Genomic DNA, 26,198 nt, shown 5'->3' with positions numbered 1-26,198 from the left:
ATATCTTCTAGCCGGAGGTATAATCTATGACATTTTGGCAATTTGCATTTAAAAACGTCACGCGCAACTCAAGAGCTTATTTTGCTTACTTTGTAAGTAGCTCCTTTTCCATTGCTGTGTTCTTTTCGTTTGCTGTTTACTTATTCCATCCGAAATTACAAAACTTTGACATGACTTCTGAAATTTCAGGATTAATGGTATTTTCAGAAGTAGTAATTGTATTTTTCTCTTTCTTCTTTTTACTATATTCCATTGGTACTTTTTTAAAAGTTAGAAAAAAACAATTTGGGGTTTTGACCATTTTAGGAATATCGAGAAAACAATTACACCGTCTCGTCTTCATGGAAAATATGTTAATCGGGATTTCATCTATCTTTTTCGGTATGCAGTTTGGAGTTGTTTTTTCGCAATTTTTCTTATTAGTAACAGCCAAACTTACGCATGTTCCAGGAATATATTTATACGGTCCTACTAACGCGTTTATTTTAACAACCATTGTTTTCCTTAGTCTTTTTATCATTGTATCTGCATTCACACCAATGCTTATTCGTACAAAAAAAGCGGTACACCTTTTAAAAACAAATGGTGGAAAACAAAAGGAAAGAAAACCATCCATACTTGTTTCATTATTTGGTGCGATCTGTTTATTTGGTGGTTATGCATTAGCTGGAAATCCTAAATATTTCGTATCAGTAAGCCCGCAAATCGGTGTTATATATATGGTCTCAAGTATTTTCGTTATCCCAACGCTTGTTACAATCGGAACATATTTCTTCTTTTCACAAATTAGCTTCTTACTTATTTATATTTTAAAGAAGAGAAGGAAGTTTTATATGAAACGGATTAATATGCTTTGGGTTTCGGATTTAGCAAGCCGTATTCGAACGAATATTAATATGCTTTTTATTGTAGCGATGCTATCTACTATCGCTTTCACAATGATTACGTTTCTATATGGATTCGGGAAATTTATTAAGCTAGAAGTTAATAGAACTTCTCCTTTCCCAATTTCTTATTTTTCTTATGATGCGAACCCTTTTGTTACAGAGCATTTAAATTGGCTTGAGCAACAATTACAAAAAGAGCATTTCTCTTATCAAAAAATAAAAGCTGATATATATGAAACACCACTAAAAGAAGATAAAGATGTAGCCATTTTTAATGATGTATACGCAATTAAGCAAAGTGACTATAACAAACTTGCAGATTCTTTACGAATGAAACAACTATTTATGGATGATAACGAAGCATATGTGCTAACAGGGACATCTTATATCACCATATTCAACGAATTTGAGCAAAGCTACAAAAGAGATTACATTACACTCTCTAGTACAAATACGAAATTACGAGTGAAAGGCTATGAGCATGTGAATGCAATTCCAGCTGGCTTTTCATATCAAACGATAGTTTTGCCTGATGTTATCGTAAATAACTTACCTAGCACCGTAAAGCATATATCAGCATACAATTACAAAATTCAAAACTGGGAACAGACATATAAAATTGCTGATAATTTTATGGAAAAAGTACAAAAAGATCGAGATACATCCCAGTATGAAGGACCTCTTATTCGCCCCTTTGAATCAGCAGGTTCGTTATACAAAATAACATCTGGCAGTGCTGCATTCTTCCTAATCGGGACATTTTTAGGAGTTATCTTCTTCATTGGAGCTGGTAGCGTTCTTTACTTTAGAATGTATACGGATTTGACGAACGAACAAGAGAAATATATAACGATTTCTAAAATCGGTGTAACAGATACAGAGATGAAACGATCTGCAACCATTCAACTTAGTATTTTATTTTTCATTCCGTACATTATGGCATCCATTCATACAATGTTCGCAACAAAAATGCTACAAGATGTAATTGGTTTATCTCTGTTCAAAGAGGTTTCAGCCGTTCTTATTATTTTTGGATTCGTTGAAATCGTATTTTTCGTATTCATTCGTTCACTTTATATGCAAAAATTATCACAATACACGAGTGGACAAAATATTTAAAACAAACTTGATGAAAAGAGTATTTCCTATGCTCTTCTCATCTTCACCCTATCAGGAGGTTCAGGTGAATGACATTTTGGCAGTTTGCATTTAAAAACGTGACGCGGAACGCCAGAGCTTATTTCGCCTATTTTGTAAGCAGTGCGTTCTCCATCGCAATCTTTTTCTCATTTGCAGTTTATTTATTTCATCCTAAATTGCATATGACAGACGTGAATTATTCTCTGAACATATTAATGACAATTTCAGAAGTTGTCATTGTGTTCTTTTCATTTTTCTTTTTACTGTATTCAATCGGGACGTTTTTAAAAGTACGAAAAAAACAGTTCGGGATTTTAACAGTACTTGGCATATCTCAAAAACAATTAAAGCGACTCATATTTATAGAAAATATGTTAATTGGTGCTCTTTCTATATTTTTTGGCATTCAACTTGGAGTTGTCTTTTCACAGTTCTTTTTATTAGTTACCGCCAAAATTACACACGTACCTGGTTTATATTTATATCCGCCTACAAGTGCTATCGTTTTAACTATCATCATCTTTCTCGGGCTCTTCATTCTCGTATCATCTTTTACACCGATGCTCATTCGTACGAGAAAAGCCGTACGTCTTTTAAAAGAAGGAACACAACAAAAAGAAAGAAAAGCATCCGTACTCATCTCTCTATTTGGTGCGACATGTTTAATAACTGGATATGTATTAGAATCCAATCCATTATATTTTATGTCGTTAGGCGATATCATTGGGCTTTTATATGCCGTCTCTAGTATATTTGTTATTCCATCGCTTATTGCAGCTGGAACATACTTTTTCTTTTCACAAATTAGTTTTTTACTTATTCGTATTTTAAAAATGCGAAGAACGTTTTATATGAAACGAATTAATATGCTTTGGATTTCGGATTTAGCAGCGCGCATTCGGACAAACATTAACATGCTTTTTATTGTAGCGATGCTATCAACACTCGCTTTTACAATGATTACATTCTTATACGGTTTTGGGAAATTTACAAAGTTTGATGCAATTAGACAAAACCCTTTCCCGTTTACATATTTATCGCATACTGAAAATACATTAGCTGATGAACATTTAAACTGGTTAGAGCAGAAATTTAATGAAGAGCATTTTACTTATACGAAATTTAAAACGGATATATATGAAGTATCTTCGGCTGAAGATAACACGCAGCTCTATTATGCAATTAAACAAAGTGACTATAATGTACTTGCTAAAGCGTTAAATTTGGAAAAACTCACGGTGAATAAGAATGAATCTTATGTCCTAATTAAAGATTTAGATGCTCAAGTCGTTGGAACACTACATGATAGAGAAAAGAAAAGTACTCTTACACTTGCTCAAAATTCTTTACATTTGCAAGTAAAAGAATATAAAAGTTATAATCCATTTCCAAATAGTTTAATACGAAAGTTGCTCATTTTATCTGATGAAAATGTAGAAGCTTTATCCACCGTTTCCAAACAAATGAGTGTATATAACTTCAAAGTTACAGATTGGGAAAAAGCACATAATATCGGTTCATCATTTATCACAAAAATCGATAACGATAATGCAGCGATTCAAGCAGAGCACCCACCGTTCCATGCAAGTGAAGCAAGCGATTCTCTATACACAACAAAACTAAATGTCGCTTCATTTTTCTTAATTGGTACTTTCTTAGGTGTTATTTTCTTTATCGGGGCTGGTAGTGTTCTTTACTTCCGAATGTATACAGATTTAACAAATGAGCAAGAAAAATATATAACGATTACGAAAATTGGCTTAACTGAAACTGAAATGAAACGTTCAGCGACAATTCAGCTTGCGATTCTTTTCTTCGTGCCTTACATTATGGCATCAATCCATACGATGTTTGCGACAAAGATGCTACAAGAAGTTTTACATCTCTCGTTCTTCGCTGAGATTACAGTCGTACTGTTGATTTTTGGAACAGTTGAAATTTTATTTTTCCTTTTAATTCGTTCCTTTTATATGCAAAAATTATCACAACATATTAAGTTTTAAAATTAGAAAGGTGATTATTATGGAAGAAGTATTACACATAAAAAATGTCTCAAAAGTGTATGAGGGAAAAGTCCCTCATACTGCTTTAAAAAATATAAATTTACACGTAGATAAAGGTGAATTCGTTGCCATTATGGGACCATCTGGTAGCGGAAAATCTACATTTTTAAACGTTATTTCTACAATTGATTCTCCTACTTCTGGTGACGTCGTTATTAACGGAAAAAAACCACACACATTTCGTAGAGAGAAGTTAGCTATTTTCCGCCGCCAAGAGTTAGGATTTGTTTTCCAAAACTTTAACCTACTAGATACACTAACAATCGGTGAAAATATCGTACTACCTTTAACATTAGATAATGTTCCATTAAAAGAAATGGATGAAAAGCTTGATAACATTTCAAAAAAGCTTGGAATTGATCATATTTTGGACAAACGTATTTTTGAAGTTTCTGGAGGACAAGCACAGCGTACTGCAGTAGCACGCGCTGTTATTCATCACCCTTCTCTCTTACTAGCCGATGAACCGACAGGGAACCTGGATTCAAAAGCCGCTATTGATGTAATGGAGTTATTTACGAAATTAAACAAAGAAGAAGATGCAACGATTTTAATGGTTACGCACGATCCGTTTGCGGCAAGTTATTGTAACCGTGTTATTTTCATTAAAGATGGAGAGCTTTACAATGAACTGCACCGCGGATTATATCGCGAGAAGTTTTATCAAGAAATATTAGATGTTCTAGCCTTATTAGGAGGCAGACGTGGATGACGTTTTGGCAATTCGCATTTAAAAATGTCTCACGTAATTCAAAAGCATATTTCGCCTACTTTGTAAGTAGTGCGTTTTCTATCATGGTTTTCTTTTCATTTACTGTATACGCGTATCATCCACGCTTACAGAGTGTACAAAGCTTTCAAGAACGTGATCCTCTAATGAACTTAGCTAGTACAGCACAGCTTGTGATCGTTATGTTCTCGTTCTTCTTTCTCTTATATTCAATTGGAACATTTTTAAATGTTCGGAAGCAGCAATTCGGGATACTCACTATTCTTGGTATCTCACAGAGACAATTAAAAAGATTGTTATTTACCGAAAACATGATAATTGGGATATTATCTATCTTTATCGGCATTCAAGGTGGACTTGTATTTTCTAACTTTTTCTTATTAGTCACTTCGAAATTAACAAGTGCGAAAGGTCTCTATTTATATTGGCCAACAGAAGCGATTATCGTTACAACCGTAACGTTTATCATTTTATTTTTAATCGTTTCTACATTTACACCAATGTTTATTCGTACTCGAAAAACAACGAAGCTTATTAAGGGCGTTAACAAAGAGAAGAGCGAAAAAAAACCATCTATACTCATTTCACTATTTGCTTTAACTTGTTTAGGACTATGTTATTATATTGCCGGTTATCCGCAAGGCTACATAACGGAAAAAAATGCACAAAATGGATCTGTATTCTTAATTATGCTATCTATTTTACCGCTTGTAGTGATTGGGACGTATTTATTTTTTTCACAAACATTTCTTCTCTTTATCTATATTTTAAAGAAACGAAGAAAGTTTTACTTAAAACAAATAAATATGTTATGGATTTCAGATTTAGTTTCTCGTACACGCAGTAATATTAATGTACTCTTTATTGTTTCTATGCTATCTGCACTTGCATTTACAATTATTATCGGGTTATTTGCTGCAAACAATAATACGAAAGCACCCATACTAGAACGATATCCAATACCATTCACCTATACATCAGAAGGTGTTAATGCATTTGAACAAAAGCATATTACTACGATTGAAACTGAACTTACAAATGCTAATTTTCAATATGACAAATATAAGTTTACCGTTTTAAAAGATACAGCTTTAAAAGAATCAATTGCCATTATGAAAATGAGTGATTATAACGCAATAGCACAGCAATTAAACAGACCAAAAATCACTCTCGATTCTTCACAAGTTTATAATATTTCTCGCTATTCACCAGCGTTATTAAATCTCGTGTCTAACCCATTTGCGAAGCAGAACACAATTACACTTGGCTCTAATAAAAAGGAATTTCAAATTAAAGGTTTTATTAATAGAGGAATTGAGCCTCCCTTTGCATTACCTCACTTAATTGTGATGCAAGATGAAGTAATTGAAAATATGATTCCTCATATTGAAACAATTACAGTCTATAACTACTTCGTGGCAAATTGGGAAAATGCAATTGTCCCAACAAAAAATATATTAAAAAGCTTAGATCACGATGCAGAAACCTTGTATGAAGCACATAAAAATGAAGAAGATTTCATTAAACCATTTTATATTTATACAGCTACGGATGAACTCGTTCATAGTAAAGGAAATGCAGTCGCTCAATTCTTTATTTGGGCATTTCTCGGCTTTATTTTCTTTATCGGAGCAGCTAGTGTTTTATATTTCCGTATGTATAATGACTTAACAACTGAAAGACAAAAGTATATTACGATTACAAAGCTTGGCTTAACTGAATCAGAAATGTTTCGCTCTGCAACGATTCAATTAGGAATTTTATTTTTCGTTCCTTACATCGTTGCTGGTGTTCACACATTATTTGCGGTTAAGTTTTTACAAAGTATGTTTTCTTTCTCCTTACTAAAAGAGACATGTATCGTACTCACCTTTTTCGGGATTATCGAGATTATTTTCTTCTTCTTAATCCGTTCTCTGTACATTAATAAATTATCACAGCATATAAAAATATGAATAAAATGGCCTTGTGCAATACGCACAAGGCCATTTTCAATAGTTTTTAATAATTAGCAGCAATATCCACCATAGCCGCCTGCGTAACCGCCGTAACCACCATAGCCACAACCGCCGCCTCCGCCGAAGCAGCTAGCACCGATGATAATTAATAAAATAAACAATACGATTAGAAGCGCAAAACCGCCTCCGCATCCACGTCTACGATCGCAATCATCATGTCTGTGTTCACACTTTTCGCTCATTACCCTATTCCTCCTTTAGTATCATTCATAACAAGTTCCTCTTGTTCTAAATGAGGGGATTCCATTTATATTATGTTTTCAGGGCGAATAGGAAGCTTGGCTTACCTAAAAACGGGCTTGTTTTAGAAATTAGGCTTAATCAAAAAAAAGATACCTATTCAGGTATCTTTTAAAGAAACATATTCAACAAAAGGGCAAAACCGAATGCAATAAATGCTAACAATGTCTCCAGCACCGTCCACGTTTTAAACGTTTCCTTCACCGTCAAACCTAAATACTCTTTTACAAGCCAGAACCCTGCATCATTTACGTGAGAAAACATTAATGAACCTGCACCGGTTGCAATAACGAGAAGCTCTAAATTCACACCAGACATGTGCTGAATAACCGGTGAAACAATCCCTGCCGCTGTCGTTAATGCTACTGTAGCTGAACCTGTTGCAATTCGAATTAATCCAGCTACCATGAAAGCTAATACAATTGGTGATAACGAAATATGTTCTGCCATTTGTGCAATGGCCGTTCCAACGCCGCTTTCAATTAATATTTGCTTAAATCCACCGCCTGCACCAATTATTAAAATAATGGAACCGACAGGCAATAAACTTTCATCTGTTAATTTTTTAATCATCTTTTTATTAATTCCTTGTCTTATTCCAAGTAAATAAAATGCTGCGAAACATGAAATAAGTAAGGCGATTACTGGACTTCCTATAAACACGAAAAATTCAGTCAATTTTTTCGGTAATGAAATATATGGTGCAACTACTGATAAAATCATCAATACAACTGGTAATAAAATAATAAAGAATGAAACTTTACGACTTGGCAAATCAGTTGATACTGTCGTAACTCGAACAAGCTCCGGTTCATTTTCAGGTATAACCCTCTTATGTACCCACTTTGCAAATATTGGGCCTGCTATAATAGCCGTCGGTAACGCGATAATTAATGAATATAAAAGTACCTTTCCTAAGTTCGCGTTATAAATACCGATTGCTGTCATAGCACCTGGATGCGGAGGTACTAGTCCATGTACGATAGATAATCCCGCAATAACAGGTAATGCAATTAATAATATGTTTTGCTTCGTCGTTTTTCGAATTGAAATAACAAGTGGTAATAAAATGACAATCCCTACTTCAAAAAAGACGGGAATCCCTATAACAAACCCTGCAAATAACATAGCCCAAGGTAATTTTTTTACGCCGAAAAATCGAATAAAGAAATCTGCAACTTGCATGCCTACTCCTGAATCAGACATCATTTTCCCGAGTATAGTCCCAAGTGCCAAAATACCAACTAAATGCCCTAGTACACTACCAACACCAGTTTCATAGGCAGTGACTATTTTCGTTAAGTTCAGTCCAGACATAATAGCTAAAAACAAACTCGCAACTGTTAAACTAATAAATGCATGCCATTTCCACCATGATACCCCTAAAATAACAATTGTGATAGCAAGTAACGTGACGATTAATAAGTATATATCCATCTCTCATTCCCCTTACTTTTACCCCTATTGGTGATCAGTGGGTGATGCCCTCCTCCACGTTTCACTTTATAAAAAAAGAGGGAACATCCCCTCTTTTTTATACGTCATAATTAACTACATAATGCTGCATTTCTGTATTGTAGTAGCCTTCGCTATATTCAATTACTTCGCCAACTTCATCGTAAGAATAGCGCATGCGTTTTAATAACGCTGTTCCCTCTTTTTCACCTAGCGCTTCTGCAACGAAATTAGGCGCAAGTCCAACTGCGAATTCATCTCTGAAGTTTTCTAAATGTATACCTCGGTCCTCAACTAAATCGTAAAGCGATTGTAAATCAAAGTCCGATAAATCTGTACTTGCCATTTGAGCTGAGAAATAGTGCGTATAATGAATGTACGGCGTATCATTTAACATATATAGGCGCTCGATACGAAAACTCTCTTTACCGAATAATCGAAACGGCACTGTTCCTTCCTCATTATGAACGATTTCTGCTTTTAATAATTTCTTTTGTACTTTATATCCTTCTTCCACTAACACTTCTGTAAATTTCTTACCCTTTGACAGTTTTGTCGCAGAAGTATTACGAATCACTTTCGTTCCTTTGCCGCTCTTCTTTTCCAAATATCCTTCTTGAGCGAGTTCTTTAATCGCATTACGCACTGTAATCTTACTAACTTTGAACTCTTCTTCTAATTGCGGTTCTGAAGGAATATTCGTATGAATCGCATATACGCCATGCAATATTCGATCACGAATAATATTTTTTATTTGTAAATATAATGGTCCTTTTTTCCTCGTTACGTTCACTGTTACACCCACTACCTTTCTACATCACCTACTGATGCCGTCATCGCCCGAAGTATATCTTTCTCTGATGACATTGGCGTATCACCGACGATTGTATGTGCTAGCATTCCAGCTGCTGACGCAAATGAAACAGCTTTCTCTGGTGCAAACTCTTTTATCTCGCCATGAATAATTCCGCTCGTATAAGCATCTCCAGCACCTATTCTATCATATACAGAAAACGTAAGTGTTTTTGCAAAAGTGAACGAACCATCTTTACATATAAACCCGCGAAGCGAATGTGTATTATCACTGTTAATAGAGCGATGAGTACCAGCGATTGTAGCGATATGATACGTTTCAGCTACCTTTGGAATGAGATCCAGCAGCTGCGCCTCACGCTCCGTCTCTTCTGTTTTCATCCCAAGAACGAACATCGCATCTTTTTCATTCATCATAACGATATTAGCGAGTCCTAGCATTTCTTCATAATGTGGTTTTGCCTGTTCATATCCGTCTTCTCCCCAAAGTGAGGGACGATAATTACAATCAAAAACGACGGTTCCTCCGTTTTCTTTAACTGCTCTCGCTAAAGATTTCATATGATGACGCACAGTATCATTCATCGCAAGTGTAATACCGCAAAAATGAACGATATCAATTTCCTTTGCGATTTCTTCAAATTGATACATTTCTTCACATGCCGTATTGAAGCTACTTTCTAATCGATTCGAATATGTAACGCGGCTTGCACGTGCACCGAATCCATTTTCTAAAAAATACATACCTACATATTTACCGCCTCTTGAAACAAGAGAAGTTTGAATCCCTAACTTTTGAATGTAAGATACAGCTGCATCTCCAACCGAATTTTCCGGTAAAGTTGAAATAAGAAGCCCTTCATGCCCTAAGTGAGAAAGTGCCGCTACAACGTTCACACCTGTACCTGAAAATGAGTAATTTAACGTGTTAGCTTGCGACAACAATTCATATCCAGGTACTTGCAGGCGCATCATTACTTCGCCGAATGCTGCAATTTTCTTACGCATATTGATCAACTAGCTTTTTCACGACTGCTAATAATTCACGAACATCTTCTACTTTCGTATTACCAGTTTCTTTATCAATAATAGAAGAGTATACGTGCGGGATAACTTGCTCTACATTTGCCTCAAGCGCAATACGTACAATTGTTTCGAAGTTTTCTTTATCAATTCCGCCTGTTGGCTCTAATGCGAAGCCTTCTTCTGCACAAGCTTTCGCAACTGCGCGATACTCTTCTTCATGAGCTAAACCTTTCATCGGGAAGTACTTCAATGAATTTCCGCCCATATCACGTACAAGTGCGATCGCTGTTTTAATTGGAACGATTGCTTTTTCTTCTCCAGCCGCACTAATTGGGCCAGTAGAAATATTTACGTAACCTACTTTTCCTGTTGGCGATACTAAACTATTAATCCAGCTATCTTTTTCGCCAAGATTTGCACGTGTCGCTCCAACTGAGGGGAACACTTGGTTAATATGGCTACCAGGATAACGCTTCGCAATTTCAGCTACAACTGCCGCTTGGCGATTATCTCCTGCGCCTAGTCCGATTGATACAGCGTCATCAATTTCTTTTCCGTATGCTTTCATCGCTGTAACAGCTTCTTCTACTGTTGGATAGTCTTTTGATAACACTCCTACTACTACATAACCTTCTGCTGCTTCAAAAATATCTTTCGCATTTTCTATATTGTTTGCCAATACATTTAATGCTACGCGGCCTTTATAAAAACGTTTTTGAATGTTTGTCATTTTAGTTTCCCCCTACGATTTCTCTCAATTTTTCTTCAATCACATGTATGTCATCACCTTGAAGTGGACGTGGATCAATATCAAAGAATCCTTGTCTTACTCCGTAATCACGTGTATAAATAGCGATTTCCCCTTCGCGTAATGCAGTCACAACATCTCTTGCTGATTTGTTTAACTCTTTCTCGTTAATATGAATACGAGCTCTAAAGATTGCTCTTCCAGCTTCATCTTGAACGATCGTTACATTTACACCATTTAATTCTTTTAGCGGCATAAGTACTTGTAATTGCTCTTTTTCTTGCTCGCTCTTATCTTCTTTTACTCCGTACTCATCAAGCGCTTGAAGTAAGCCAAAAGTTGTCTCTTTCCCGACTTTCATACTTCTTCCGATGCAATGTAATTGCACTTTCAGCCATTCGATATATTTTCGTTTACCGCCAACAATACCAGAAGTAGGTCCTTCAATTGCCTTTGAACCACTATAAATGGCAAGGTCTGAATACTTCACATATTTTTGAATGTCTTCTTCAGCTGCCGCATCAACGATAAGTGGTACGTTATTTCGCTGCGCTACTTCCCATGCTTCTTCAACAGAAATCATATTTTTTTGCACTGCATGATGTGATTTCACATAAAGAATTGCTGCTGTATTTTCGCCAATCGCATCTTCAATATGTTCTGCTTTCCCTTCATTTGCGTAGCCAACTTCAACGAGTTTTCCTCCACCTAAGTAAATCATCGTTTCAACAGGAGCTCCGTATTGAACGTTATGACCTTTTAACATAATCACTTCGTTTTTCGCGATGACCTCTTGATGAAGTCTTTCACTTTTACGGCGATTTCCTTCTGTAACGATACCAGCGATAGAAAGCGCAATTCCGCTCGATGCTGAATTCACAACGACCGCTGCCTCTGAATCTAGAATTCTCGCAATATGGTCTCCTGCTTTATCTACTAAATCAGCAATTTCCACATAATTTTGTCCACCATGTTTCATCGCATCCATTACCGTATCTGTAGGAGCAGATACACCTAAAATACTCATTCTACCGCTCGCATTAATTACTCTTTTTAATCCGTACTTAGCATTCAATGAATGACCCATTGATTACAACCCCTTTCGTATCAATCCTTCTTTCAGCAATGCGCTGATCCCCTTCTGAATCAATTAACGTAACCTTCTCATCTTTAACCGTAAATAAAGTTAAGTTTGCAATATCTCCTTCTTGAATACGGCCAAGCTCTGGTTTCTTAAGCCACTCTGCCGCATTTTTCGTAACCGCATCAATCACTTCTTCTAGCGGATAACCTAAGTAAAGGAATTTCGAAAGAACGTGAGCCATACTATACACTGGACCATATATACGATTCTTCCGGTAAATATCCGTACTAATTGTATTAAAGGCAATATCGTGACGCTTCGCCGCTTCTGCTACTTTAAAAGAAAAACTAGCATTACCATGACCAACATCTAAATGTACGCCGCGATTCACTGCATCTAGTAACACAGGTAGTGGTTTGCCTTCTTCATCAAATAAATTATTTTCTTTCCCGTTTAAATAATGTGTAATGACATCATCTTTTTCTAAAAGAGGTACAACTTCCTCAATGCGAGGAGGCGCTGAACCGATATGTACCATAATCGGTAATGATGTTTCGCGAGATAAATCACGTGCAACATGAAGTGGTTCAATTCCACTATCACAAACGACACTCTTACTCATTCTCGCCTTTAACCCAACGATTACATCTTTATACTTTTCTACTGCTTCTATTACTTTCTCCTTATCTATCCATTCCATATTGGATAATTCATCAATTCGTTTCAAACCGATGCGAGAAATATTTAAAAAGGCAAATAAATTCGTTTTTGCCTGCTCTCTATTTTTTACTAAATCTGCAATGCGATCAGCACCGCAACTACCCGCATCAACAATTGTCGTTACCCCTTGCTTAACGCCAATCTCATCTACCTCATCACCATACGGATCAAACTCTGGAAAAGCATGAACGTGCAAATCAATCCAGCCACTCGATACGTAAGTACCTGAGTAATCAAGAACTGTTCCACCCTCGCCAGCACCAGCTTTCGTCACCTGTGCGATTTTATTATTTTCAATTACAATGTCAATCTCTTCCCCGTTCACACGTTTCACATTACGTAGTACGAATCGTTCTGTCATTGTATTTCCACCCTTTTCTATAAGAAGCCATAAGAATACGCTTACATTAAAGTTTCATTTTATATCTCTTTCACATATTTAGAGTAACATGAAAAAAACGAAAAGTAAATATAACGTTATAATGTTTAAAAATACATAAAAAGATGCTCCTCCAAAATGCTAATAGTATAGGAAATTATATCAACGATTTTTTGAATATATCTATCATAACTTACAATATATCAACGATTTTTCAATTATATCTATCATAACTTATAATATATTAACGATTCGACAAAGAATATCGATTTACCGACAAAAAACGTCACTTCCTTTCTTATATAAGAAAAGGCTGTCCCAAATGGCACAGCCTTTTTCTCTATTCCTGAACCGTCACAATAACCCCATCCATATTGTTCCCGGAAATTTCATACTGCTTGTTTGCTGGAACGTTCACTTTCGTATTCTCAGAAACTTTATAATAAGAAATAGTATATTTCTTACCTTCTACTTCAGTTGAAACCTCTTTTTCCTCTTTTAAAAACTCTAAATATTCCTCTAGTGTAAAATTCTTTTTTTGCATAATTGCGCTATGAGGTAGGCCGACATAACGGATATGCCATGGCTCATATTGAATTCCAGTAATGTTACTTTTATTTTTCGGATAACGTAATACAAAGCCATACTTCCATACGTTCTCTTCAATCCATTTTCCTTCAGGCGCTTTCTCCATTTTCTTTTGAGTAGACCCAATGTCCAGTGATAATCCTAAATTATGTTCACTGTATCCTGCTGGAAGTGCATAATCAGATCCCATTTTTTCATATAGCTGTTTTTGCTCTTGGAAATCTCTATAACCACTACTAATCAAAAAATGGTTAACACTTTCTTTGCCAGCCGCATCGACAACGTTCAAAAACTTTTTCACAACATCCTTTGATAAACGAAGATTTCTATCAAATATTACATAGCCTCTCACTAATTCACTATTATGATTTACATTTATAATATCAGACCTAATACTATCTTTTTTTACTGGGTAATCTTTGTTAACTAATAATAGATCCCCTTTGTAAATTTGTTCTTTTGCAACCTCTACCTGCTCCATATTTGCATTCTTTACTGCACTATTTTCTCCATCGATTTTCACATCAATTTCTTTTTGAAATAACGGTGATATATAAACGCCTACACAGATTGTGCATGCAATAAAAAAAGAAATAAATACCCACTTTTTCATTTCTAGTTCCTCCTTAACGTAACTTACGTATAGAATAGAAAAAACTATTAAAATAAAAAGTGGGGTAAAGTTTAAATTTTTATTAAATTATTAAGTTCTCGTCTTTTGGCAATCGCACTTCAAACATTGTTCTAACTACATTACTCTCAGCAGAAATCGTACCGTTATGTTGCTCGACAATATTTTTCGCAATAAATAGTCCTAGGCCAGTCCCGCCACGGTTCTCAGTTCTTGCTTTATCACCTGTATAGAACATATCAAAAAGATACGGTAAATCTTCTTCCGGAATGCTATCTCCGTAATTCATAATTTGTACGACAACTTCTCCATTATCAACATATCCATTCATATCAACAAATTGCCCATCGTACCCGTAACGAACGGCATTTGTTAATAAGTTTTCAAATACTCTAGCTAACAATTTTCCATCACCGTGCATCGGTAAATGAGGAGCCACGTTTAATCTAGCTTCTAAATGATGTTTTTCTAATAACGGATACAATTCCTCCTCTAACTGTATAAGCAACTCACTTATATCGATCGGCTTTTTATCCAGCTTTAGCATGCCATAATTCATACGTGTAATTTCAAATAGCTCATCAATTAAACTTTCCAGTCTTTGCGATTTTGTATATGCAATTGTGGAGAAATGTTTAATTTGTTCTTTTGTTAAATTTTCATCTTTAAGAATTAAATCTAAATATCCTAACACGGATGTTAACGGTGTTCTTAAATCATGAGCTAAATTCACAACGAGCTGATCTTTACTACTTTCAGCAAAATCTCCTCTTTCAACAGCTTCTTTTAACTTTTCACTTGCAACATTTATTTCACGCGCGATATTTCCAAACTCATCATTTGATGAAACTTGAACTTTATTCGTAAAGTTACCGTTCGCAAGATGATGAATCCCATTAGAAATTTCATCAAAGTATTTTAAATACGGTTTTGTCAAAAAGAAGAAAAAGATAATAGATAACGGAATAAAGAAAATTAAAAAGAAGTTAATGTCTCCAAATTCCCTTACCATTGACCTAAATTGTGCTAAAGGCTCTTCGTAGCGAACCATCTTTTTATAATACAGCTGCAATCCTTTATAAATTATATAAGTTACAGTTGCTGCAAGCACCATACTTAACGCAAATAAGGCAATCATTTTAAATCGAAAACTTTTCATCATATTAGCCATTGAAAGTATACCCTACTCCCCACACTGTTTTTATTAATTTATCCTTTCTTTTATCTTCTCCAAGTTTCTTCCGCAAAGTACGAATATGTACCATTACTGTATTTCCACCTTCATAATAATCGTCTGCCCATACGTGCTGAAAAATATTTTCCACATTGTACACTTTCTTCGGATGACTCGCTAATAAATATAAAATATCAAACTCTTTCGGCGTTAATTCAATTTGCTCACCATACACATCAACCGTCCTGCGCTCGGGATTAATTACGACTCCGCCTATTTCTAAAGCAGATTTACTCTCCGCTACTTTCGGTTGATTTAACGTAAAAAACCTACGCAGTTGTGCATTTACACGTGCAACTAATTCTATTGGTGTGAAAGGCTTCGTCATATAATCATCCGCACCTAGTACAAGACCTGTCACCTTATCAAAGTCCGAAGTTTTCGCGCTTAAAAAAATAATCGGCATATGATGTTTCGCGCGAATTTGACGCGTCACCTCATAACCATCCATTTTGGGCATCATAATATCTAAAACTACCAAGTCGATTGGCTGCGTTTCAATAATATGAACTGCCTCTTCCCCATCCGCTGCTTTCACAACATGGTACCCTTCTTTTTCTAAATGTATCTCAATTAAATCAGCAATTTCCGCCTCATCATCAGCGATTAAAATTGAAATGCGTTTCATTTTACTCCCCCTTTTTCATTCCATTTTTATACGCTCGATTGTAAACTAGTCTATCCAATTTGTACAATACGAAAAGGCTACTCGTTAAAGTAACCTTGGTAAATAAAATTATATCAGCGATTTTCCAATTATATCGACTTACCGACAATGAACGACAAAATCATCTCGCTATTTGCGGGCATCCTAATGAAACTTCCATTTACCGCTCAAAAACAATCCGCTGCTTCGTGATTTCTTCTAGTCTCCCGCGGTCCACCTCATACTCAGCATCAATACTTTGCGGCACCATCACTTTCCCGCCCTCAAGCATCACTTCCGGTGAAATAATATCCCTCTTCCAATGTCTATTAGAAGCAGATATATCACCAGGAATCGTAAAGTTAGGCAATGAGGCAAGAGCAACATTTTGCGCTCGTGAAATCCCCATCTCTACCATACCGCCGCACCAAACAGGGATATTATGCTCCATGCAATAATTATGGATTTGAATAGATTCTGTTAGTCCACCCACTCGCCCTGGCTTAATGTTCACAATTTGGCAGCTGCCAAGCGTAATCGCAACGCGCGCGTCTTCAAAGCTATGAATACTTTCATCTAAACAAATCGGCGTTTCAATTTTCTTTTGCAACTGTGCATGATCAAGAAAATCGTAATCCGCTAACGGTTGTTCAATCATCATTAATTGGAATTCATCTAGTCGTTTCAGCCTCTCTGTATCCGCTAATGTATACGCTGAATTCGCATCTGCCATTAGCGGGATATGCGGAAACTCTTTACGAATCTCTTTCAATAATTCGTAATCATGTTCTGGCTTTATTTTCACTTTAAAACGCTCGTATCCTTCTTCCGCGTACTTCTCGATTTGTTTTAACATAACCGGCGTTGTATTGATCCCAATTACAACGCCGACTTCAATTTCAGGACTAGTTCCGCCAAGTACTGTCGCTAGCGATTTCTTTTGACGCTTCGCATATAAATCCCAAACAGCCCCCTCTATTCCGGCCTTTGCCATTCGATTTCTTTTTATATGTTGAAATAGACCCTGTACCTCATTCGGATGAGAAATTTCAGCCTTTAATAAGTCAGGTATTAAAAAGTCTTGCAGTATATGCAGCGCTGTCTTCACCGTTTCTTCCGTATACCACGGTTCAGAAAATGCAACGACTTCCCCAAATCCGATGTACCCGTCCGTATCCTCCAATTCAATAACGATACTCTCGCGCTTTTCGTAAGTCCCGTAGCTTGCAGCGAACGGGATTACGAGTGGCATTTCCGTTATATGAAGTGTCGCTTTTTTTATCTCCACCTACATCTCCTCCACTAATTGTCTTAGCTCTCGTCTTAACAATTTTTTCGAAGCGTTACGTGGTAATTCCTCTAAGAAACATGCTTTCTTCGGCACTTTATATTTCGCTAATTTCTCCTCGCAAAAATGAAGAATTTCTTCTTCTGTTACCGCCCCGCTTTTTACAATAAAAGCAGCTGGTACTTGTCCCCATTTATCGTCAGACATACCGACAACACCTGCTTCCGCTATCATCGGATGAGAAAGCAACACTTCTTCAATTTGAGCCGGGTATATATTCTCTCCGCCAGAAATAATTAAATCGCTGCGGCGGTCTAATACGTATAAAAATCCTTCTTCATCTAAATAACCGAGGTCACCAGTATGAAGCCATCCGTTTTGAATTGTCTCACTCGTCGCATCTTCACGGTTAAAATAACCGCCTGTTACGTTCGGCCCTTTTACTACAATTTCACCTTCCGCATGTGGCGGCACTACTACGCCGTCCTTTTCGATGCGAAGTTGGCACTGAAATAGTGGCTTTCCAGCTGATCCTACTTTCGTTAACATGTAATCAGCTGATAACGTACAAATTTGAGACGACGTTTCTGTCATACCGTACGTTTGATACACTGGAATTCCTTTTTCCACACACGTTTCTAATAATGGTTTCGGCGCTGGTCCTCCGCCAAGTAACATGCATCGTAAAGAAGATGGATATGTTCCTTCTCCAAGTCTCTCTAATAAATCAGTTAACATTTTTGATACGACAGAAATAATCGTTACACCTCTCGTTTGAAGTGCTTTATGAATAAAGTCCGCATCATATTTCGGAACGAGTAAAATGCGCATGCCGTACATAATATTTTTCATTAAAAGAGATAGCCCGCCAACGTGGAACATCGGCATACAAGCTAACCAACAATCATCATCACGAAGCCCTAAGTTAAGCGAAGAACCGACTGCGCTTGCCCAATGATTACCGTACGTTAAAATAACGCCTTTCGGTTTCCCTGTTGTCCCAGACGTATAAATAATTGTCATCGCTTCTTCTAAAGAAAATTCCTCTTGTATAGATGCTTCCGCCTTCGGTCCATTCATCACTTCAGCGAATGAATAGACAGGAACATCTTTAGCATCAAAATCTTGATCCGTCACTAAACAAATAACTTCAGCATCATCCATTTGCCAAAGTAGCTCTTCTCTTGAAAGACGCGTATTTAAAAGTACAGCTACTGCACCTACATAAGATAGGGCGTGAATAACTGTAATCATCTCCATACCATTTTTCATCAGAACAGCCACCTTTTGCCCTCGCTTCACTCCAACATACGTAAGGTGTTCACAAACAGATACTACTTTTTCATGTAGCTCCATAAAAGTAACTTTCTCTTCCTCTATTTCAATTGCAGTGCGGTCTGGTGTTAAAAATGCACGCTGCATTAACCAATTTGGCATCGTCTCCATCACTCATTCTCCTTTCATGAAAGAAAGAGACTTGATATGACATCAAGTCTCTTAGTTGTTTTGTTTCCGGTTTGACCTTATCCAGCTACAGCGGCTAGAACAGTCGGTCGTTTCACGCCTTCCTACGAGGCAAAAAGCGCCTCTACGTCAGGAGTTCCAACGCCCTCTTGTTCTAAGCGAGCCGCTTCCGCTTTTGATCAAGGGAAACGAGGGAATTGACCGAAGTCCGGACTGCGTTTTTCTTTGAACGCGTCACGACCTTCTTTTGCTTCGTCAGTTGTGTAGTACAATAACGTTGCATCTCCAGCTAGTTGTTGAATACCAGCTAGACCGTCTGTGTCTGCGTTGAATGCAGCTTTTAGGAAACGAAGTGCCATTGGGCTGTTTGCTAAGATTTCTTGTGCCCATTGTACTGTTTCTGCTTCAAGCTCTTCTAATGGTACTACTGTATTTACTAAGCCCATATCAAGCGCTTCTTGTGCGTTGTATTGACGGCATAGGTACCAAATTTCGCGAGCTTTCTTGTGGCCTACCATACGAGCTAAGTAACCAGCTCCGTATCCACCGTCAAAGCTTCCTACTTTAGGACCTGTTTGTCCGAATACAGCGTTGTCTGCAGCGATTGTTAAGTCACATACGATATGAAGTACGTGTCCACCACCGATTGCATAACCTGCTACCATTGCGATAACTGGTTTAGGAATTGCGCGAATTAGACGTTGTAAGTCTAATACGTTTAGACGTGGGATTTGGTCGTCACCTACATATCCACCATGACCGCGAACTTTTTGGTCGCCGCCAGAACAGAATGCACGTCCACCTTCACCTGTTAAAATGATAACGCCAACATTTGCATCATCACGAGCGTGTGCAAAAGCGTTGATTAACTCCATTACCGTTTTTGGACGGAATGCGTTATGTACTTCAGGACGGTTAATCGAAATCTTTGCGATACCATTGTATGTTGAATAAATAATATCTTCGTAATTGCCTTCTTTTACCCATTCAATAGCCATTACAACTACCTCCTTGTATATTTCTGATCTCATCTATAAGTGTGACTTCCTTCTTGCTGAAAAAAGCATCACTGCATAGTTTTTAGAAATCCCTTTACTATTGTATCAAACTTTTCCGGTTGTTCCACATGAATTGCATGGCCAGCACCATGAATTTTGACAAATTTCGCATCAGACACGCATTTTTCAATGTTTTTTAATATGCGAAAGAACTTTTCATCATATTCTCCGTTCATTAAAAGAACAGGCATTTTCAAGTTGTGTAGCTCATCCCACCATGAAGGCTGAGCCCCTGTTCCCATGCCGCGCAAGCTATTTGCAAGTCCTTTTGGATTGTTAGCAAGCCGTTCTTTTCGCACCGCTTCTTGTACGTTTTCTGCTAAACGTTTTTGCGTTTCAAAAAGTGGAATATTTTCCCACATAGAAACAAAACTTTGAACGCCTTCTCGCTCAATTTTATTAGCAAGTCGCTCATCTTTTTCACGACGTTCTTTTCTATCCTCTTCATTTTCGAGCCCAGCTGTACAATTTTCTAATAAAAGAGAATGTACATACTCCGGATATAAACATGCCATCGTAATCGCCAGTCTACCGCCCATCGAATAGCCGAGTATGTGCGCTTTTTCAATATGAAGATAGTCTAGTAGCTCTTTCATTTGCAATGCCACATTTCGGATATCATAATGCGCAACATCTTCAGGACTCTCGGTCTTTCCGTGTCCAACAAGATCTACTACAATAACTTGAAACTGCTCGCTCCATGAAGGGATAAAAGAACGCCACGTTTCCATGCTTCCCGTAAAACCATGAAGAAGTAGAAGTGGTTCCCCGCTCCCGACTACTTCATATTCATACGATACACCTTGCAGCGTTACTTTCATTTTGATTCACCTTGCAAAGATGTAGTAATTACGTCCATCGTTTTTGCCCATAATGTACGGTGCAACGTTAAGTTTTCATCACGGTGTGTACAAATTTCCACAACGTGTAAACCTTTTGCAGTCGTTCCTTTTTGTACCTCTTCTCGGAAGTTTTCCCAGCCATTTACACGGCTAAATGAACCACCGTACATTTTGACAACATGCTCATAATCAAGGCCAATTGGTGTTCCAAATAATGATTCGAAATGTTCCTTTTTCTCATATTGCGGTAAGAATGAGAAAATCCCCCCGCCGTCATTATTTACAACGACAATTGTTATGTTTAATTCATGTAATTTCGCTGCTAACAGTCCATTTAAATCATGATAAAACGATAAATCACCGATAACTAATACGAGCGGATTACAAATAATACTCGCTCCTAAAGCTGTCGAAATAATTCCATCAATACCATTTACACCACGATTTGCCATCACTTGAATGTTTTTATCCGATTTGAAGAAGAATGAATCTGTATCACGAATTGGCATACTATTGCTCGCAAATAATGTTGCTCCTTCTGGTAATACGCGTACAATATCCGTAATAACCTTTCCTTCAAATGCAGTATCATATGTTTCTATTTCACGAAGCGTTTCCTTCGTTTTTTCGTTTATATGTTGCCACATTACGAACCAATCATTCTTTTTCATAACTGGCATTTTTTCTATTACTGCCTTGCAGAATTCAATGTCACTTGCTTGCACAACTTCTGTCGCAACAAGAGCTGGATCTCTCCATTGTCCTGATTCATCGACAACAATATGAACTGCTTTCGTTTGTTTTTTTATGAACTGCGTTAATGATTTAGAAACAGGCATACCACCAAAGCGAATTAAAACGTCCGGTTTCCACGTTTCTTTTAACTGTTCATTTCGTAAAAATGTATCGTAACAGTCAATTACCATCGTTTTATCGTGGTGTCCGCTACGAATATTAGAAAGTGGGTCTGCTAATATAGGATAGCCAGTTTTTTCAGCTAGTTCTGTGGCAAACATTGCAATTTCCGAATGACTATCATCCCCACAAATAATAAGCCCCTTTTCCATATGTGAAAGGCGCCCTACAAGAGAATCTACATATTCACTCGGCATCGTCACGTTTCCTTGCTGAACTACTCCTGTATATTCACTACGTCCTTTATCCCATAAGCTTTCTAGTGAGAAATCAGGGATAAGTGGTTCGCGAACTGGAAAATTAAGGTGAACAGGACCCTGCGGCGCTAAACAAGCACTTGCTACTATGCGCTGCGTCGTCATACGAGCGTAATGATACATCATTTCACTCGCTTCTGGCAGTGCCATCTCTGTAAATTGCTTCACAAAAGTACCGTATAAATTAAATTGATTCATTGCTTGTGGTGCACCTACATCTCTTAATTCATGCGGTCTATCCGCTGTTAAGACGATAAGCGGGACCCTTGAATGAAAAGCTTCACATACAGCTGGATAGTAATTAGCTGCTGCTGTTCCTGACGTACACAATAATGCTACTGGGCGTTTCTTCGCTTTCGCAATACCGAGCGCGAAAAATCCTGCTGATCTTTCATCTACATGTAAATATGTGTTCATTCCTTCATGTTGTTCCATTAGTAAAGCAATCGGCGTTGACCGTGAGCCTGGACTAATGACAACATCACATACATCTAGACGCGTCAGTTCATCCACGAACGCGCCTAAATAATATGATAATGCTTCTATATGATTGTTCATTTCATTAATTCCTCCAAAGCACCAAGCATCGGTCTAAACTTCAAACTTGTTTCTTCATATTCAAGCTGCGGGATTGAATCAATTACAATACCACAACCGGCAAATAAGGATGCTTTCTCGCCGTTTAATAATCCGCAGCGCAGTGCAACCGCAAATTCACCATTTCCTTCATCATCTATCCAGCCAATCGGTGCACCATACAATCCTCTGTCTAACAATTCAACATCACGAATCAGTTTCATCGCTGCCAAACGAGGTGTCCCGCCAAGAGCTGGTGTTGGATGTAATTCTTCTACCATTGTTAAAAGACTCGCATCGCCTTTTGCTTCTACAGGCGTATATAAGTGAATTAAGTTTTTCGTTGTTAATAAGCCTGGGCTTTCCGGAATATTAACGTATTCGCAATGTTCATTTAGTACGGAGCGAATCATGTTAACAACATAACCATGTTCAGCTAAATTCTTTTCATCATGAAGAAGCTCATTACTATTTCGTTCACTGTCTTCTATAGAATGACCATGACCGATTGAACCAGCAAGACACATCGATGTAAATTTTTCATCCTCTTTGCGAATTAATCGTTCTGGTGTCGCTCCTAAGAAGCATGCTCCTTTATAATCAAAAGAAAATACGTAACAATCTGGTTGACCAATGCGAAGTGCTTCTAAAACAAGAGCGGAATCAATAGAATGATTCATCTCTACTTTTAGTTCTCTCGCCAATACAACCTTCTGTACGTTACCCTGCTTCATCTCATCTTGTACTTTTTCAATTGCTTTCATCCAGCCTTTCGGATCCACTTCTACTTTAGAAATAACAGTTAATTTCGATCCGTTTAGCGCACATTTACTCTCTCCCAAAATTTTCTCTTCTAAAGAAATCATTTCGTTATAAAGAGTTTCTGCACAATCTGTTGCTGAAACAAATGTATTCATCGTTAACCATGCTTTTTCATTTTTTACAGTTAATAAAAATGCTGGTAGTGAAAATGTCGTATCCTTAAATTCTTTCCATAGGTCCGTTTTCTCTTTTTCTGGATCAAATGAAAAACCACCAAATAAAAGCGGACCCGTTCCAAATTCATATTCATCTCTTTGGAGAAATGCATTCTCTTTTACTTTCTCCCACTCGTCACGAGCAGTTTGAAAGCGCTTATGAGAAGAATTTGCTATAGTGAAAACAGAGCCAATTCCTGCCAATATTACATGCTGAGCCGGGTCTGCAAAATAACATCTATTTTCGAATGAAATCCTCTTTCCTGCTGCATAGAACAGAAGCGGATCCACCCAGTCTATTTGTTTTACAAAACTAACTAATGTTTTTTCGTTAGTTGCACGCTTTATGGCTGCAATAAGAACTTCTTGCAAGCCTTTTTGTTTCGTTTGAATCACAATTGTCTCCCCCCTATGGGCGAAAAATAGTCATAATTACGCTTGATTTTAAGATACACCTCAAACGAAAGGCCTGTCAACGTTTAGCATTTCTGAGAAATTCACCTTCTCTTCCTAGAAAATAAACGTTGACACTAAATGATGCTTTTTCTACACTTAGTTTTGTACAATATGTGACCAAAGGAGGATTCAACATGGAAATGAACGTCAAAACGAATTCCTCTCCTACGGCGCCAAAGCCAAGTAAGCAAACAGGCTGGCGCATCTGGTGGAGTTTACTACGTCCCCATACATTAACAGCCGCTTTCGTTCCTGTTTTCATCGGAACAGCATATTCGATGCAGGTCGGAGGTATAAATCAAATACATCTTCCTCTTTTCCTTATGATGCTTCTTGCTTGTCTTCTCATTCAAGCAGCAACAAACATGTTTAATGAATACTTTGATTATAAAAGAGGACTCGATCACGAAGGTTCAGTTGGTATTGGCGGCGCTATCGTTCGCGATGGCATTCAGCCAAAAACAGTGCTTAACTTAGCATTTGGATTTTTCGGCATCGCAATACTATTAGGTGTTTATATTTGTATAAATTCTAGCTGGTGGCTTGCTGCAATCGGTCTTGTTTGTATGGCCGTTGCTTACCTTTATACAGGTGGCCCACTTCCAATTGCATATACACCATTTGGAGAATTGACAGCCGGATTATTTATGGGTGTCATTATTATTGGGATTTCATTCTTTATTCAAACTGGCACTGTAACATCAGAGGTCATTTTACTATCTATTCCAAGCTCCATTTTAATTGGTGCCATTTTACTAGCTAATAATATTCGTGACTTGGATGGCGATAAAGAAAACGGTCGTAAAACGTTAGCAATTCTCGTTGGACGGGAAAGAGCTGTTGGTGTACTTGCTTCGATGTTCATCGTTTCCTACATTTGGACAATTGCTTTAATTATCGTGGGCATCGTATCACCATGGATGCTTATCGTATTTTTAAGTGCACCGAAAGCATTTAAAGCGACAAAAGGCTTTATCGGCAAAAGCATTCCAATGGAAATGGTACCTGCGATGATTGCAACAGCAAAAACAAATACAATCTTCGGTTTCCTAATGGGAATCGGATTATTACTTGGATACTTTCTATAAAAGGAGCTGCTTATGCGGCTCCTTTTTCATATCTGAAATTCATCTCATAATTCCTACTCTCAACGCTCATACTATGTAAAGAAACTGAATTGTAGGAAGGTGGACGACTATGTTAACTCCACAACAAATAGGTCAATTTAAATCCATTTTAGAAAAACAAAAACAAGAACTGGAACAAACGATACAGACTCATGAAAATACAGATCGTGCTTCTGAACGTGATTCAGTAGGAGAACTGTCTAGCTATGACAACCATCCAGGTGATATGGCTACAGAATTATACGAACGAGAAAAGGATTTTGGACTCATCGAATTTTGGCATAAACAACTAGATGATACAAAACATGCTCTGCAAAAAATTGAAGCTGGTACGTACGGCATTTGTGAAGTATCTGGCGTGGAGATTCCATTCGAAAGATTAGAAGCAATGCCTACTGCTACAACATGCGTTCAGCACGCGACAAATAAATTAAATATGGATACGCGTCCAGTTGAAGAAGAAGTATTGTCCCCTTCTTTCCATAAGCACGATGAAGACTATTCTGTCGAGTATGACGCGGAAGATGCATGGCAAGACGTCGCAAATTACGGAACGTCTGAAACACCGTCTGATTTAGAAAGACAAGATTCAAAAAACTATAATGGCATGTATATAAATAGCGAGGAAAATGTGGGATACGTAGAGGATTTCGAAAACTTCATCGGCACGGATATGTACGGGAAAAATCCACAAGTTTTCGCCACAGAGGAACATGAAGAATATGAACAAATGCTTGATGACTTTGAAGAGCGTACCTTTAAGGGCGAATTATCTTCAAATGAATCTAGTTCCAAAGAATAAAAAAAAGCATTCCGAAAATCGGAATGCTTTTTAT

At 37.3% G+C, this 26,198-nt stretch carries 22 protein-coding genes; 6 read left to right on the top strand and 16 right to left on the bottom strand.

All coding sequences use genetic code 11. The features are described from left to right. The first annotated feature begins 26 nt into the window (after positions 1 to 26). The 4 genes from RT27_RS02220 to RT27_RS02205 all read left to right on the top strand — a co-directional run bounded on the left by RT27_RS02220 (position 27) and on the right by RT27_RS02205 (position 6,775). Complete coding sequence (locus tag RT27_RS02220) at positions 27 to 2,006, top strand: ABC transporter permease (RefSeq protein ID WP_043935193.1); 1,980 nt, start codon at positions 27 to 29, stop codon at positions 2,004 to 2,006. A gap of 68 nt (positions 2,007 to 2,074) precedes the next feature. After that, entirely contained in the window at positions 2,075 to 4,030 is a 1,956-nt protein-coding gene (locus RT27_RS02215; RefSeq protein ID WP_043935192.1) for an ABC transporter permease, read from the top strand. A 19-nt stretch (positions 4,031 to 4,049) separates the two neighbouring features. Continuing rightward, positions 4,050 to 4,802, top strand: a complete 753-nt coding sequence (locus tag RT27_RS02210; RefSeq protein WP_000393250.1) for an ABC transporter ATP-binding protein — start codon at positions 4,050 to 4,052, stop codon at positions 4,800 to 4,802. Then, on the top strand, positions 4,799 to 6,775 hold the full coding sequence (locus RT27_RS02205) for an ABC transporter permease (protein WP_016079920.1): 1,977 nt from the start codon (positions 4,799 to 4,801) through the stop codon (positions 6,773 to 6,775). Before RT27_RS02210 ends, RT27_RS02205 begins: the two co-directional genes overlap by 4 nt. Before the next feature lie 53 nt (positions 6,776 to 6,828). Here the strand turns inward: RT27_RS02205 and RT27_RS02200 are convergent, their stop codons facing one another. The 16 genes from RT27_RS02200 to RT27_RS02125 form a co-directional block, all read right to left on the bottom strand. Next, on the bottom strand, positions 6,829 to 7,020 hold the full coding sequence (locus RT27_RS02200) for a YjcZ family sporulation protein (RefSeq protein WP_001290386.1): 192 nt from the start codon (positions 7,018 to 7,020) through the stop codon (positions 6,829 to 6,831). A gap of 169 nt (positions 7,021 to 7,189) precedes the next feature. After that, a complete protein-coding gene (gntP, locus tag RT27_RS02195) occupies positions 7,190 to 8,515 on the bottom strand; it encodes a gluconate permease GntP (RefSeq protein ID WP_043935191.1) in 1,326 nt (441 codons plus the stop codon). 97 nt (positions 8,516 to 8,612) lie between these two features. Then, a complete protein-coding gene (locus RT27_RS02190) occupies positions 8,613 to 9,338 on the bottom strand; it encodes a GntR family transcriptional regulator (RefSeq protein WP_043935190.1) in 726 nt (241 codons plus the stop codon). After that, entirely contained in the window at positions 9,338 to 10,354 is a 1,017-nt protein-coding gene (locus RT27_RS02185) for a sugar kinase (RefSeq protein WP_001227514.1), read from the bottom strand. The genes RT27_RS02190 and RT27_RS02185 overlap by 1 nt, the downstream gene beginning before the upstream one ends. Next, positions 10,347 to 11,102 (bottom strand): KDGP aldolase family protein, encoded by a 756-nt coding sequence (locus tag RT27_RS02180; protein WP_016079917.1) that lies wholly within the window; start codon positions 11,100 to 11,102, stop codon positions 10,347 to 10,349. The genes RT27_RS02185 and RT27_RS02180 overlap by 8 nt, the downstream gene beginning before the upstream one ends. Before the next feature lies 1 nt (position 11,103). Further along, entirely contained in the window at positions 11,104 to 12,207 is a 1,104-nt protein-coding gene (locus tag RT27_RS02175) for a DgaE family pyridoxal phosphate-dependent ammonia lyase (RefSeq protein ID WP_043935189.1), read from the bottom strand. Then, positions 12,185 to 13,285 carry an amidohydrolase/deacetylase family metallohydrolase gene (locus tag RT27_RS02170; RefSeq protein ID WP_016079915.1) on the bottom strand — a complete coding sequence of 367 codons (1,101 nt, stop codon included), beginning with the start codon at positions 13,283 to 13,285 and terminating at the stop codon, positions 12,185 to 12,187. The genes RT27_RS02175 and RT27_RS02170 overlap by 23 nt, the downstream gene beginning before the upstream one ends. 358 nt (positions 13,286 to 13,643) lie before the next feature. Then, entirely contained in the window at positions 13,644 to 14,504 is an 861-nt protein-coding gene (locus RT27_RS02165) for a D-Ala-D-Ala carboxypeptidase VanY (protein WP_043935188.1), read from the bottom strand. An 82-nt stretch (positions 14,505 to 14,586) separates the two neighbouring features. After that, positions 14,587 to 15,693: a HAMP domain-containing sensor histidine kinase gene (locus RT27_RS02160; RefSeq protein WP_043935187.1), complete on the bottom strand. Its 1,107-nt coding sequence runs from the start codon at positions 15,691 to 15,693 to the stop codon at positions 14,587 to 14,589. Then, the gene (locus RT27_RS02155; protein WP_000822510.1) at positions 15,686 to 16,384 is read right to left on the bottom strand and encodes a response regulator transcription factor; all 699 of its coding nucleotides are present in this window, start codon (positions 16,382 to 16,384) and stop codon (positions 15,686 to 15,688) included. Before RT27_RS02155 ends, RT27_RS02160 begins: the two co-directional genes overlap by 8 nt. A 199-nt stretch (positions 16,385 to 16,583) precedes the next feature. Then, positions 16,584 to 17,690 (bottom strand): o-succinylbenzoate synthase, encoded by a 1,107-nt coding sequence (menC, locus tag RT27_RS02150; protein WP_043935185.1) that lies wholly within the window; start codon positions 17,688 to 17,690, stop codon positions 16,584 to 16,586. Beyond that, a complete protein-coding gene (locus tag RT27_RS02145) occupies positions 17,691 to 19,136 on the bottom strand; it encodes an o-succinylbenzoate--CoA ligase (protein ID WP_043935184.1) in 1,446 nt (481 codons plus the stop codon). 197 nt (positions 19,137 to 19,333) lie between these two features. After that, positions 19,334 to 20,152 (bottom strand): 1,4-dihydroxy-2-naphthoyl-CoA synthase, encoded by an 819-nt coding sequence (menB, locus tag RT27_RS02140; RefSeq protein WP_016079909.1) that lies wholly within the window; start codon positions 20,150 to 20,152, stop codon positions 19,334 to 19,336. Positions 20,153 to 20,220: 68 nt separating this feature from the next. Beyond that, positions 20,221 to 21,033, bottom strand: a complete 813-nt coding sequence (gene menH / locus RT27_RS02135; RefSeq protein ID WP_043935183.1) for a 2-succinyl-6-hydroxy-2,4-cyclohexadiene-1-carboxylate synthase — start codon at positions 21,031 to 21,033, stop codon at positions 20,221 to 20,223. Then, the gene (gene menD, locus RT27_RS02130) at positions 21,030 to 22,784 is read right to left on the bottom strand and encodes a 2-succinyl-5-enolpyruvyl-6-hydroxy-3-cyclohexene-1-carboxylic-acid synthase (RefSeq protein WP_043935182.1); all 1,755 of its coding nucleotides are present in this window, start codon (positions 22,782 to 22,784) and stop codon (positions 21,030 to 21,032) included. Before menD ends, menH begins: the two co-directional genes overlap by 4 nt. After that, positions 22,781 to 24,175, bottom strand: coding sequence for an isochorismate synthase (locus RT27_RS02125; protein WP_043935181.1), 1,395 nt, complete (start codon positions 24,173 to 24,175; stop codon positions 22,781 to 22,783). The genes menD and RT27_RS02125 overlap by 4 nt, the downstream gene beginning before the upstream one ends. A gap of 194 nt (positions 24,176 to 24,369) precedes the next feature. Here RT27_RS02125 and RT27_RS02120 point away from each other — a divergent pair, with 194 nt between their 5' ends. Continuing rightward, positions 24,370 to 25,323: a 1,4-dihydroxy-2-naphthoate polyprenyltransferase gene (locus tag RT27_RS02120; RefSeq protein WP_000425766.1), complete on the top strand. Its 954-nt coding sequence runs from the start codon at positions 24,370 to 24,372 to the stop codon at positions 25,321 to 25,323. Positions 25,324 to 25,432: 109 nt separating this feature from the next. Then, positions 25,433 to 26,164, top strand: a complete 732-nt coding sequence (locus RT27_RS02115) for a yteA family sporulation protein (RefSeq protein ID WP_043935180.1) — start codon at positions 25,433 to 25,435, stop codon at positions 26,162 to 26,164. The last annotated feature ends 34 nt before the right edge of the window (positions 26,165 to 26,198 follow it).

Origin of the sequence: Bacillus sp. L_1B0_5 (assembly GCF_000836715.1) — a bacterium.
Lineage (GTDB): Bacteria > Bacillota > Bacilli > Bacillales > Bacillaceae_G > Bacillus_A > Bacillus_A thuringiensis_S.
Note: the sequence above shows the minus strand (reverse complement) of the source record. Positions and strands in the feature narration are given on the sequence as shown.